Raw genomic sequence first — 12,673 nt, forward strand, 5'->3', positions numbered from 1 at the left:
ACCATGTATTCTCTCCGTCCCCCCCGTCAGGCGGAGATAATCGGGAGATGTGTCCGTGGATTTGATCGATGGATACATTCTCCTCCCTCCTCGTTGTTTGTCCTCCCGGAGAGGAATGCCTGTTTGGACATTTGATTTCTCCGGATAACCTGGGGGGGATATTCTTTTGCCCGTGCTGCGATGAACTGAAATGTCTGTGACATACTCCAGAATCGTATCAGGATATATAAGGTGCCGACCGTGTGCAGGCCGAAAGTGAACGATATCTTCCCGGTATACAGTATGTCCCCCCCGGATCTGTTTCCCGCATCCCGTTTCCCTTTAGGTAATGACGACACCGATATATGAAATCCGGTCAGATATAGATGTAGTTGATGATATGCTGAATGTTGAAAATCTTCACGTTGAAGTGGGAGGAAAAGAGGTTATCCACGGCGTTGACCTCCGTATCCCGGAAGGGGGGGAGACACATGTCCTGATGGGACCGAACGGGTCCGGGAAGACTACCCTTCTGCGTTCCATAATGGGATTTAGTAATTATACGGTGACCAAAGGACGGATCACCTTCCGGGGACATGATGTCACCGAACTGCCGTTGCACGAACGGGCACGCTATGGCATGGGTATGATGTTTCAGCGCCCGCCTACGATTGCCGGTCTCAAACTCGGCAAACTGCTGGATGTGATGTCTGGGGGCACTCCTGCAAAGGCATACGAATATGCTGAAATGATGAACATGAGTTCGTTTCTGGACCGTGACCTGAATGCAAACTTTTCCGGCGGTGAGATCAAACGCAGTGAAGTGCTTCAGCTGATGGTTCAGCAGCCTGATTTAGTCATGCTTGATGAACCGGAAAGCGGTGTGGACCTCGAAAATATCGCACTCATCGGGAGAGCGATTGCCCGGCTTGTCGATAAGGACCGGCATATCATAAACCGCCAGAAATCCGGTCTGATCATTACCCACACCGGGTTTATCATGGATTATCTGGAAGCGGATGCCGGGCACATGCTCTGTAATGGTGAGATACGGTGCCGGGGGGTAACCCGCGGGAAATACTGAAGGTAATTCAGGAACACGGATATCAGGAGTGTATTGAATGCGCAAAGCTGTAGAAGGATTTGAGGACCTATCGTCTGAGGATCAGGAACGTCTTGAACAATCCGGGATGATGCTCTCCTCCGAGAACCGGTGCGGAAGTTTCTTCCAGGCAGACCAGGATGTCAAACACACGTCCTGCACATATGAAGGAATTGAGATGCTTCCGACAGCAGAAGCACTCAAAAAATACGACTGGCTCAAGGATTATTACTGGAATCTTATTGATAAGGACAAGGACGAATACACCCGGTATGTTGCAGCGCAGGAGCCACGCGGATATACTATCATCGCAAAGAAGGGCAGCAAAAATATCTTCCCCCCCTCCAGACCTGCCTGTTCATGGCAACGGACGATATCCAGACGGTCCACAACATTATCGTTGCCGAGGAAGGGGGGGCTGAACTGCACCTCATAACCGGATGTGTCTCCAGCCACTCCGTGGGCCATGGAAAACACTATGGGATCACGGAATTTTATGTGGGTAAGGATGCTCTCATCAGCACGACGATGATCCATACCTGGGGGGGTGAGGATGTTGAGGTCGTCCCGCGGAGTGCAGCACGGGTGGAGGAGAACGGCACGTTCCTCTCCAACTATATCAGCATGAAACCGGTGAAGCGTGTCCAGATGTACCCTGAAGCCCGGTTAAGCGGTGAGAATTCCGTGGCCCGGTTCAGTTCGGTTGTGCTTGCACCGGAGGGTTCGGAACTTGACCTCGGCCAGCGTGCCATTCTGGAAGCGAAGGGTACGAGTGCCGAACTCCTGTCCCGGGTGATCACCCGTGGCGGCAATGTGATCGCGAGAGCCCACATCATCGGCGGGGGGGCGGAGGAGACCCGCGGCCATATCGAGTGCAAGGGTCTCATTCTTGAGGACGGCATTATCCATGCAATCCCGGAGATCGAGGGGGGGCGGCTCACCAATACCGAACTCTCCCATGAGGCGGCAGTGGGAAAAATCGCCCGCGATGAGATTGAATACCTGATGGCCCGGGGGGGTCTGAATGAGGAAGAGGCAACGGCAACCATCATTCGCGGGTTCCTTGACGTGAAGATACAGGGCCTGCCGGATTCACTCCAGCGGCAGATCGATGCCGCGATTGACGCTGCAGAAGACGGGTTCTGAAGGGTATGGTCTTTATCGACCTCACCCGTTCCTTTCCCGAACCCGCCTGCACGTATCCCGGCGATTGTGTCCCGGAGTGCCGCAGAGTGCAGAGGGACGGCTATCGTGTCTCAGTAGTGGTGGCAGGCAGCCACAGCGGGACTCACATCGACGCGCCCGCCCATTACATCGAAGACGGGCTGACCATTGACCAAATCCCGTCCGAGACGTTTATCGGCCCGGTGACGATCGTTGATCTCGGCCACCGGCGGTCAGCCATCCATCCTGAGGATATTCGTACCGGGATGGATGCAGAGCGGATCATCATCAAGACGGGGTATTCAGAAAAAACGTCATTTGATCCTGCATATGCATATCTTGATCAGGATGCCGCAGACCTTGTCGCCGCATCAGGTATCCGGGTTATCGGCATTGATACCCCCCCGTCCATTGAGGCCTATGATGGGACTGGTGATGTGCACCGCCGGATTCTGGGGGCGGGCATCCCGGTTATTGAATACCTCGATCTCAGCGAGGTCGGCGAGGGAGACTATTATATGATCGCCCTGCCACTGAAGATTACTGATGGCGACGGGGCACCGGCCCGGGTCATTGTGCAAAAGGAGGATGTATGAGTTGTATCACTGACGCCGTAGAAGAGATGGAAAAGGTAACCCGGGGGGGCACCGGGTGCCACGACTGTAATGTAAAGATTGAACGCCAGCCGGATGCACCGATGTGCCAATATGTGCGGGGGGGTGTCAACCTGAAGGTCGGGTTTGGCGGTGCGGCGGCAGATGTGGTCACGCAGTATCCGTTAGAGACGGTCACCCGGATCCCGTTTATGTTCGGTGCGCCACTCGAATCACCGGAACAGCGGACCGCTGCCTGTGGGATACTGAGTGTGGTGGCACGGTTCCTCTGTCTCTGCAGGAGGGCGCAGGCATGCGGCCCCGAAGATCATGATGCGTGCTTCACGAATTTCCGTTCAGTCTATGATGGTAAAAAGATCTATGTAAACGGAAATCTCCCCCCCGACCTTGTCCGTCTTCTGGGGAAGAGTTCTGTCTCCTCACCGGAAGACGCGGACGTGATCGCGGTGGGCGGCGATGGTCTCTTCTCAGAGGAAGGTCTTGCACTGACAGACCACTACCGGGGGGAAAAAAGAAATGATCTTTGTCGGTCCTGCTACCGCAGGTGTTGCCACATTCCTGAACGAAGAACACTGGTGCCCCCCCTTTGCCCGGTGAGCGGCAGCAAACAGATAGATTGAATACTCCTCTTTTTCATGGTACCTGTATGCTCTTTGGCTCTTCAGGCATACGCCGTCCGTTCGGATCTGAACTGATAAAAACTGCACGGGAGGTCGGCGGTTGTGTCGGCGCCTCCTGTTCTTCCATTGTCATTGGTCGTGACGCACGCACGACCGGTCCCCCCCTGCTGGAAGCAGCGTTTACCGCTGGCGCCGCTGCGGCCGGATGCCGGGTGATTTCCGGGGGGGGTGTTGCCCCTACTCCCACCGTTGCATATGCCGCACGGCACCATGATGCCGGCTGTATGATCACTGCTTCCCACAATCCTGAGGAATACAACGGGCTCAAACTGGTGAACCCGGATGGTTCCGCCTTCTCTCTGGCACGCCAGCAGGAGATTGAGGAGACCCATGCCCTGCCACATATTACCGACTGGAACAAACAGGGTGAGACAGCTGAAACAGATATTATCCGGCCCTATCTGGATGTGATACAGGATGCCATCTCTCTCCCGGAAGGTCTGCATGTCGTGCTTGACTGTGGAAACGGTGCGGCGTCCCGTGTCACACCGGCCCTTCTCCGGCGTGCGGGCATACAATATACCGGCATTAACTGCACGGTGCAGGGCTTTTTTGCCCGGCCGTCCGAACCCCCCCTGAAAGAAAATCTGCCCTACATCCCCGCCATGGTGAAACAGTCTGGTGCCGCAGGTGCCCTTATTCACGATGGCGATGCTGACCGGTTCATGGCATTTGACAATCAGGGAAATTATATCAGCGGTGACCATCTCCTCATGCTCTTTGCCGAATGGACCGGTGCAAAGACGGTGGTGACCACTGTTGATGCATCTATGGCCATAGAAGAGGTGGCGACCGTCAGAAGAACACCGGTCGGCGATTCGTTTGTCTCAGAAGCACTGGTGGCAGGGGGGGGACTTTGGCGGTGAACCATCCGGAAGCTGGATCTTCCCTGCCCATTCTCTCTGTCCGGACGGGCCGTATGCCGCGGCCCTCTACTGTGCGATGGCAGCAGAGTGGGACGTCGCCGAGAAGATAGCAGAATATCCCCCCCACTATCCCATCATACGCCGTTCATTCCGTCGCGAAGACGGACGTGCCCTGCTTCTCGCGCTGGGTGCAGATAATCCGACGGATGGCATCCGCATCGAAGAGGAGGACGGCTGGTGTCTGATCCGGGCAAGCGGCACGGAACCAAAGGTTCGTGTCACCGCCGAAGGGCGCGATACAGTGTCTGCGGAAAAAATGGCACAGAAAGGGGGGGAAGCTCTCATCTGTGTGGGATAACTTATACATTAATACAGGGCAAATATCATTTGATTGACTATGCTGTGTGTCCTGCTTGCAGCGGGCGAGGGGGGGAAACGGATGGCTCCTCTCACCGCAACCCGCCCGAAAGTGATGCTTCCTGTCGCGAACCGGCCGATGATTGAACACCTGATCTGTGCAGTGCGTGATGCGGGCATCGACACGTTTATTATCGTTGTCGGATTCCGTGAGAAGGAGATCCGTGACTATTTTGGTGATGGTGAGAAGTGGGGGGGGTCTCAATTCGCTATACGGTCCAGAGAGCCCAGAGCGGCACCGGTGACGCCCTCCGGGCAGCAAAGGGACTGGTGAAGGGACGGTTCCTGCTCATGAACGCTGATATGATCGTAACTGCCGACGATGTCAGGCGTATCTGTGCTTCTTCTGCACCGGCGGTTGGTGTCGTTGAGAGCGAGCACCCGGAACAGTACGGGGGGGTGATCACGGAGACCGGAGGGAAGGTCACCGGCATCTATGAAAAATCGTCGAACCCGCCGGGCAACCTGATCAATGCGGGAATCTATCTTTTTGATGATGATATCTTTGCAGAGGCGGACCGCCTTGTGCCTTCGCCCCGCGGGGGGGAATATGAACTGACCGATGCCCTCTTACCTGCATATCCCGCAGTGAACTGTATGCGGTGCCGCTGGTGTCGTGGTGTGATATCGGTGCCCCGTGGAATCTTTTAGAGGCAAATGAGGATGCACTCTCCGGCATGGCTCCCGGTATCCGGGGGGGTGAAGTGGAGGAGGTGTCACCCTGAAAGGTGCGGTGGTGCTTGCAGAGGGCAGCGTCATCCGCTCCGGAACCTATATTGAAGGGCCCTGTATGATCGGGACCGGGTGCACCATTGGCCCGCATGTCTATATCCGGGGCAGTACGGTCATCGGAGACGACTGCCACGTTGGCCATGCCAGTGAACTAAAAAATTCGGTGATCTTTCCCCCCCGGACAAAGATACCGCACTTCAGTTATATCGGTGACAGTGTCATTGGTTCCGGGTGTAATTTCGGTGCCGGGACAAAGGTGGCCAACCTTCGTCATGACAAGGAACCGGTGAAGGTAGGGGGGGTGTCTCCACCGGACGTAAGAAGTTCGGGGGGGCCGTTGTTGGTGACAACGTCCTCTTTGGCATCAACTGTTCGATCAATGTGGGAGCCTCTGTCGGAAGGGATGTCCGGGTCGGCCCGCACACGGTGGTCAGCGGTACGATTGCCGATGAGTCCGTTCTTGGGAGGAACTGATACCATGCAGGCAGTTGTTCTTGCAGGAGGGGGGGAAGGGTCACGGCTGCGCCCGCTGACCCGCAACCGCCCGAAGGCACTGATTCCGGTGGCAAACCGGCCCATTATCGAGTATGTCATCGAAGCGCTGACGGAGGTAGGGGGGGTGCGGGATATTACCGTCGTCGTCGGCTACCGCAAAGAGCAGGTTATTCACTGCCTTGCAAACCTTCCGGTGCCGGTGAATGTCATCGTACAGGAGAAACAACTGGGGGGGGTGGCGGATGCCCTTATGGCAGCAAAGGATCATGTCTCCGGCAGGTTCCTTCTGCTTCCCGGTGACAATGTCATCAGGGCGGCGGCCCTCCGCCCTCTCTGTGGAGACGGTGGTCCTGCTCTCCTCACCACCACCCATTCCCAACCGACGGATTTTGGAGTGGTACAGACTCATGAGGGATTTGTAGAGGAGATAACCGAAAAGCCGGATGTGGCCGAATCATTTCTGGTTTCAACCGGTGTCTTCTCACTGGACCCTTCGGTATTCAGCTATCATGAACCCGGGCTGGAACTCCCCCCCGGTATGATCAACCGGATGATCGCCGACGGCATTGGTGTCCGGTCGCACCGTATCACGGAGGGCTGGTCTGATGCGGTCTTTGCATGGGATTTGCTCACCCTGAACCGGTTATTGCTGAAGAAGACGGTCTCCCTCTCAGCCGGAACGATCTCACGGCATGCCACAGTGGAAGGCCGGGTCTCAATCGGTCGCGGGACACAGATTCTCCCGGGCACTGTGATCACCGGACCTGCGGTCATCGGTTCGAACTGTATCATTGGCCCGAATGCCTGTATATCAGCCGGGACTGCAATCGGGTCGGGCGTGACGGTGGCCCCCCCTTTTCACATATCTCTCGCAGTATTCTGATGGATGATGTGACGGTCGGGTCGCATTCCAGTCTCAGAGAGAGTGTGGTTGGAGAAGGTTGCAGTCTTGCAGACCATACCGTATCCGTCTGTGGAGAGTTTGCCACAGATGTCCGGGTCGATGTGTCTCCGGTGTGCTTGGTACGATTATGGGAGACCGGGTACAGACCGCACCCTTTACGGTGCTGAAGAATGCTGTTGTCGGCAATAATGTGGTTGTTGAGACGGCTGGCCGGACGATTACCGGGTATGTTCCGGATCAGAGAGTGGTGATGTAGATGTGCGGGATTGTCGGATACATCGGCTGGCGTGACGCTGCACCCATGCTTGTCGAAGGGCTGAAAAGTCTCGAGTACCGAGGGTATGACTCGTTTGGGGGGGTTGCCACCGGAACAGACCGTCTTATGGTGGCCAAACGGAAAGGACGTATCTCTGAACAGGCGGACTGCGTATCGGGCTGCCATGCACCCGTGGGATTGGTCATACCCGGTGGGCGACCCACGGTCTGCCCGATGACCGCAACGCCCATCCACACACCGACTGTAGCGGACGGTTTGCCATTGTCCACAATGGTATTATTGAAAACTACGCTGAACTCAGGCGGGGGCTGGAGGAGCGTGGCCATCGGTTTACTTCTGATACGGACAGCGAGGTGATTGCCCATCTCATTGAGGAGGCATGGGAGGGAGATTTTGCCGCTGCAGTCCGTGGTGTCCTTCCGCTTCTGGAAGGATCATATGCGATTCTTGCGCTCTGTGCAGATACTGATGAGGTCGTTGCCGCACGGGAACGCAGTCCGCTGGTGTTAGGTCTTGGTGACGACGAATTCTTTGCCTGCTCTGACGCAACCCCCCCATTGTCGCATATACCCGGAATATTCTGGTCATGGAAGACGGGGGATCTGGCAGTGATACGGCGTGGTTCAGTTGCGGTGGAGAATGGGGGGGAGACCGTCGTTCGTGAAACGACGTATATTGACTATGACGTTGAAGCGTCCCGGAAAGGCGGGTTTGAACACTTCATGCTCAAGGAGATCTTTGAGCAGCCCGATGTCTTCCAGCAGTCATTCCGCCTGGCATGTAAACATCATGGCATCAGCATGCTCCTCAGCCGTGCACGTGGAATCTCGGTGATCGCCTGTGGGACCTCGTATAATGCTGCTCTGCTCTTTCGGTATTTTGTCGAGAAAGAATGTGGTGTGCCTGTCCGGGTGGATCTGGCCTCAGAGTACCGGTATCTCTCCACACCGGGTGATGAGATCGTGATTGCGGTCTCCCAGTCGGGAGAGACTGCCGACACCCTGTCGGCCCTGAAAAAAGCGGCGTCTTCAAACTGTGCAACCATTGCAATTACCAATGTGCAGGGGGGGAGTTCCATTACTCGTGCAGCAGATGATACCATCTATACCGGGGGGGCCGGGCCTGAGATCAGCGTGGCTGCCACAAAATCGTATATGGGCCAGTATGCAGCATTTGTCGGCCTGCTTGCCGGGATGAGCTGTTCTGACATGTCTGCTGTGGAACGTTCCGTCCGGCAGGCCATTGAGGAGTCCCTTCTCACGGATGTGAATGAGGCGGTCAGTCTCTGTGTTGGGGCATCAACCCTCTTCTATGTCGGCAGGGGTATCTTTTATCCGGTTGCCCTGGAAGGAGCCCTCAAGATGAAGGAGATTTCCTACATCCATGCCGAGGGGTATGCGGCGGGTGAGATAAAACACGGCCCCCCCTTTGCCCTTCTTTCAAAAGATACGCCCGCTGTCGCTGTCTGCCTGCCCGGAGACGGGTATCAGTCGATGCTCGGCAACCTCCGGGAGATGAAGGCACGGGGGACTCCTCTCATCGGCATCGGCTATGGAGATGACATTGACCTGCAGGATGTGGCCGATGTCTGCATTCCGGTCCCCCCCAAAGGGACGCATATGCGCAGGTGGCTGCGGTGACGGTTATTATGCAGCGGATTGCATATTATACGGCGCTTGCCCTTGGGCGGGATATTGACAAACCCCCCCGGAACCTTGCAAAGAGTGTGACGGTTGAATGATGATACAACGGAACAATTGATGATATGAATATTCTTCTTATTTCAACACAGGATTATATCCACCATCCGGTGCCTTCACGGCACCACTATATCTTCGAAGAACTTGCAAAGACGCATGAGGTTCACGTGCCTCACTTTCATGTGAGTGAGGGAAAAGAACGCGATACCCGTCTGCATGTTCACGAAGCGACGAAATATTACACGAAATCTCCGCTGAAACATTATCTCTTCAACAGCCCTACCCATTTTAAGGTGATTGAAGAGATTGTCCGGGATAATGACATTGACGTCATCGTCACCGGGCATATCCTTGCAGGTACTGCAGCAATACGGAGCGGAAAAAAGCATAATGTGCCGGTAGTGTTTGACCTGAAGGACTGGCTTCCTGAATCTGCTGCTGCATATTACAAATCGGGTCTGGTGAAAGATGTACTCCGAAAAGGTGTCTGGGAGATTACAAAATATAATCTGAAACATTCTTCAGAGATTGTCACCGTCTCCCCCTCGCTTGTGGATCTCCTCAGAGAACGGGGGGGATTTGAATCCCGCCTCATTACCAATGGGGGGGTAAATACTGATATTTTTGTGCCGATGGACGGAGCGAAATGCCGCGAACGTCTGGGCATCCCGAAGGATCAGTTCGTGATAGGATTTGAGGGAAGCATTGAACGGTTTTTTGCTCTTGACAAGGTGATCTCTGCAATGAAAGAGATTGTCGTGCAGAAGGAGAATACCACCCTTCTGATCGTCGGCGGCGGGCTCTTCACTGATTATGAAGCTGAGCTTAAACAGCTTGTCATTGATCTGGGACTGGAGGATGTCGTGAAGTTTACCGGAACCGTGCCCTATTCGCATCTGCCTCATTATATATCAGCAATGGACGTCTGCTGTATCCCGTATGTGGATGAAGACTGGGTCTCCCACTCTCTTCCCAACAAGTTTTTTGAATATTCTGCATGCGGAAAACCGATTCTTTCCACCCCCCCTGTGCCCGATGTGATGAGAATACAACAGGGAAATGTCTTCCCGTACACCACCTATGAAGAGTTTGTTGATCTCTGTCTGGGATTTTCCACGGGAGTTCCTGAATTCAACCTTGATGTGCGGGCATATAGCTGGAAGAAGAAGGCAGAAGAGTTTGAATCGATATTTCGAAGGGTAATCAAAGAAAATTTATAGATCAGGCAAATTAAAAGGTATTAATACTCTCAGGTTATGATGCTTATCTGAAGTACATGAAATATGAGGCATTTCGAAAATATCGGATATATGGAATACTGGCAGGCATTGCCTTACTCTCTATTTTATCTCTCTGGCTCAGAATGCTCCCTGAGCAGGGTCTGGTCACCGAACTGGGGGTAAACCTGCTGGGAAACGATCCCTGGTATAATCTCCGCCAGGTAGAGGTGACGGTCGCCCATTTCCCTGATTATCTCTGGTTTGATCCAATGACAGAATTCCCTACCGGGAATGTTATTCACTGGGGGCCGATTTTCGTGCAGATCATCTCCCTCCTTGCAATAGTTACGGGTGCTGCCACCCGGCCTGAGATCATGTATGTGGCGGCCTGGGTGCCTCCTCTCATGGGTATGGCGATGGTTCCCCCCCTGCTTTATGCCGTAGGTGAGCGGATTGCTGACTGGAAGTGCGGTCTGTTTGCTGCCTTATTCGGGGCGGTTGTTTCAGGACAATACTTCTACCGTTCTCTGTTTGGATTTGTGGACCACCATATTGCAGAGACCCTTTTCGGGACACTCTTTTGTCTCTGTTATATTCTTGCCCTGATGGAGATCCGGAAGAACCCGGTATCATTCTCTGATCTGGATTCACTAAAACGTCCGGCTCTCTTTGCTCTTGCGGCAGGTGTTGCCTTTTATCTTGGTCTTGCTGTCATGCCGACCATGATCCTCTTTGCGATGATTGTGGCAATCTTCACGGTCTTTCAGTTTGTACGGGATTCCTGGAAAAAACAGAATAGTGATGGACTATTTCTGGTAAACACGGGGGTATTTCTCTGTGCGATTGCTGGTCTTTTTGTTATCGGGTTTAACAGTGAAGGTTTTTCCATGGCACGGTATTCTCCGGGACAGGCGATTGCCTACCTGCTGCTGATCATTGGCACTGCTATCCTGTGGTCTCTCCAGCGCGTTCTCAGGGATAGACCCTGGCAGTATTACCCTGCCGTCATTGTCGGTGCCATTGCAGCCGCCTACATCGTGCTCTCTGTTGTCGCACCTGAGTTTTCCCGGATGCTTCTTGGAAACCTCTTTGCATTCTTCGGTCAGTCCGCAACAGTAATGACCATTCAGGAAGCCCGCCCGTGGGAAGCGGCAAATGCGTGGAGTTCATACGGCTTTGGTCTTATCCTGATGTTCGGCGGGTTTGCCGCACTGATCTGGGATTTTATCCGGAAAGAGCGTGCAGAACACCTCTTTGTGCTGGTCTGGTCTGTCATCATTCTCTTCTCAACCATGCAGCACGTGCGGTATGAATACTATGTTGCAGTAAATATTGTGCTCCTCGCTGCCTACTTCATGTACCGGACTCTTTCGGCAGCACAGGGCCGGCTTCTGGAGATGACAGGTATTGAGGGGGACAAAGCAACGGAGGATGCTCCGTTGCCTGCGGAAAAGGTGAAGAAAGGAAAACGTCAGCCTCCAAAGAAAGATGTGAAGGAGACAAAACAGGGGGCACTGTCATCTGTGGTCATCATCCCGTTTGCTGTCGGGGTAATCTTTTCCCTGCTCTTTATCTCATCCTCGGTTGCAACTGACTTTGATATCGGACGTAGCATGGCATACGGTGGCATGCAGCCGGACTGGCACTCATCCCTCGAATGGTTCGGGGAAAACTCTCCTGACACCGGAGTTGACTACTATGGGATATATGACAAAGAGACCTTCACCTATCCTCCTGAATCGTATGGCGTGATGTCGTGGTGGGATTACGGGCATTACATCACCTTTGTATCAAAGCGGATTCCCAATGCCAATCCGTTCCAGCATGGGGTAGCCGGGCCGAACGGTGCTGCTGCATTCTTTTTGCAGGAAAATGAAGCAGACGCAGACACCATAATGGACAATGTCGGCACCCGCTACATCATCACCGACATTGAGATGGACACCGGCAAATTCTGGGCGATGGCCACCTGGTATGACCCTGATGTGGGGGGGGTGCCCCATATATGAACAAAATCCGTGACCAGAGCGGAAACGAGGGCTACATATACGCAGAGGAATACTTCAACACCATGGTCTCGCGTCTGCATAATTTTGACGGCTCAATGGCAGAACCGGATGAGACATATCACTTTGAGAATAATGGAAAGACCTACAGCTATATGACTCTCTCTCCGCTCAAACCGGTGGCCGCGCTGCAGCATTACCGGCTGGTTCATGAGTCTGATACCAATGTCTTTGCAAATAAGGCGGTTGGCGACCTGAAGTATGTCAAGATCTTTGAGTATGTCCCTGGGGGGGCGGTAATCAAAGGAGACGGCATCATTGAAATTCCGCTGAAGACCAATACCGGTCGTGAGTTCACCTACCGTCAGGAGAGTGTAAACGGTTCCTTTGTCGTGCCCTATCCCACAGACGGTTCGGTGTCTGGCATCACCACCCTCGGGCCGTATACCATTACCGGAACCGATCAGACATTCATGGTCACCGAGTCTGACATTCAGTCAGGAAAACAGATCTAAAA

At 54.0% G+C, this 12,673-nt stretch carries 8 protein-coding genes and 5 pseudogenes; 12 read left to right on the forward strand and 1 reads right to left on the reverse strand.

The window, feature by feature from the left end:
* Positions 1-26 precede the first annotated feature (26 nt).
* Positions 27-338 carry a hypothetical protein gene (locus tag JCM10550_RS10910; RefSeq protein WP_062399113.1) on the reverse strand — a complete coding sequence of 104 codons (312 nt, stop codon included), beginning with the start codon at positions 336-338 and terminating at the stop codon, positions 27-29.
* Positions 339-379: 41 nt separating this feature from the next.
* Between JCM10550_RS10910 and JCM10550_RS10915 the strand changes: the two are divergent.
* From JCM10550_RS10915 to JCM10550_RS18880, 12 genes and pseudogenes are all read left to right on the forward strand, one after another.
* Positions 380-1,116, forward strand: a pseudogene (locus JCM10550_RS10915) (ABC transporter ATP-binding protein).
* Positions 1,101-2,227 (forward strand): annotated as a pseudogene (locus JCM10550_RS10920) (SufD family Fe-S cluster assembly protein). Before JCM10550_RS10915 ends, JCM10550_RS10920 begins: the two co-directional pseudogenes overlap by 16 nt.
* Positions 2,228-2,232: 5 nt before the next feature.
* Positions 2,233-2,841, forward strand: coding sequence for a cyclase family protein (locus tag JCM10550_RS10925; protein WP_062399115.1), 609 nt, complete (start codon positions 2,233-2,235; stop codon positions 2,839-2,841).
* On the forward strand, positions 2,838-3,479 hold the full coding sequence (locus JCM10550_RS10930) for a hypothetical protein (protein ID WP_062399117.1): 642 nt from the start codon (positions 2,838-2,840) through the stop codon (positions 3,477-3,479). The genes JCM10550_RS10925 and JCM10550_RS10930 overlap by 4 nt, the downstream gene beginning before the upstream one ends.
* A gap of 26 nt (positions 3,480-3,505) precedes the next feature.
* Positions 3,506-4,763, forward strand: a pseudogene (locus JCM10550_RS10935) (phosphoglucomutase).
* Positions 4,764-4,802: 39 nt separating this feature from the next.
* Positions 4,803-6,028, forward strand: a pseudogene (locus JCM10550_RS10940) (sugar phosphate nucleotidyltransferase).
* A 4-nt stretch (positions 6,029-6,032) separates the two neighbouring features.
* Positions 6,033-6,932, forward strand: coding sequence for a sugar phosphate nucleotidyltransferase (locus JCM10550_RS10945; RefSeq protein ID WP_172673860.1), 900 nt, complete (start codon positions 6,033-6,035; stop codon positions 6,930-6,932).
* A 148-nt stretch (positions 6,933-7,080) separates the two neighbouring features.
* On the forward strand, positions 7,081-7,209 hold the full coding sequence (locus JCM10550_RS25080) for a hypothetical protein (protein WP_281175372.1): 129 nt from the start codon (positions 7,081-7,083) through the stop codon (positions 7,207-7,209).
* A pseudogene (gene glmS / locus JCM10550_RS10950) lies at positions 7,210-8,971 on the forward strand (glutamine--fructose-6-phosphate transaminase (isomerizing)). It begins immediately after the preceding gene.
* 24 nt (positions 8,972-8,995) lie between these two features.
* Positions 8,996-10,150 (forward strand): glycosyltransferase family 4 protein, encoded by a 1,155-nt coding sequence (locus tag JCM10550_RS10955; RefSeq protein ID WP_062399121.1) that lies wholly within the window; start codon positions 8,996-8,998, stop codon positions 10,148-10,150.
* Between the two features lie 143 nt (positions 10,151-10,293).
* On the forward strand, positions 10,294-12,159 hold the full coding sequence (locus JCM10550_RS10960) for an oligosaccharyl transferase, archaeosortase A system-associated (protein WP_172673861.1): 1,866 nt from the start codon (positions 10,294-10,296) through the stop codon (positions 12,157-12,159).
* Positions 12,156-12,671 carry a hypothetical protein gene (locus JCM10550_RS18880; RefSeq protein ID WP_062399125.1) on the forward strand — a complete coding sequence of 172 codons (516 nt, stop codon included), beginning with the start codon at positions 12,156-12,158 and terminating at the stop codon, positions 12,669-12,671. The genes JCM10550_RS10960 and JCM10550_RS18880 overlap by 4 nt, the downstream gene beginning before the upstream one ends.
* Positions 12,672-12,673: the final 2 nt, after the last annotated feature.

It is taken from the genome of Methanogenium cariaci JCM 10550, from assembly GCF_001315945.1.
GTDB lineage: Archaea > Halobacteriota > Methanomicrobia > Methanomicrobiales > Methanomicrobiaceae > Methanogenium > Methanogenium cariaci.

Excerpts from the sequence above, each read along its gene's own strand:
- JCM10550_RS18880 (WP_062399125.1), top strand. The coding sequence starts at position 12,156 with ATGAACAAAATCCGTGACCAGAGCGGAAACGAGGGCTACATATACGCA.
- JCM10550_RS10945 (WP_172673860.1), top strand. The coding sequence starts at position 6,033 with ATGCAGGCAGTTGTTCTTGCAGGAGGGGGGGAAGGGTCACGGCTGCGC.
- JCM10550_RS10955 (WP_062399121.1), top strand. The coding sequence starts at position 8,996 with ATGAATATTCTTCTTATTTCAACACAGGATTATATCCACCATCCGGTG.
- JCM10550_RS10960 (WP_172673861.1), top strand. The coding sequence starts at position 10,294 with ATGCTCCCTGAGCAGGGTCTGGTCACCGAACTGGGGGTAAACCTGCTG.
- JCM10550_RS10925 (WP_062399115.1), top strand. The coding sequence starts at position 2,233 with ATGGTCTTTATCGACCTCACCCGTTCCTTTCCCGAACCCGCCTGCACG.
- JCM10550_RS10930 (WP_062399117.1), top strand. The coding sequence starts at position 2,838 with ATGAGTTGTATCACTGACGCCGTAGAAGAGATGGAAAAGGTAACCCGG.
- JCM10550_RS25080 (WP_281175372.1), top strand. The coding sequence starts at position 7,081 with ATGGGAGACCGGGTACAGACCGCACCCTTTACGGTGCTGAAGAATGCT.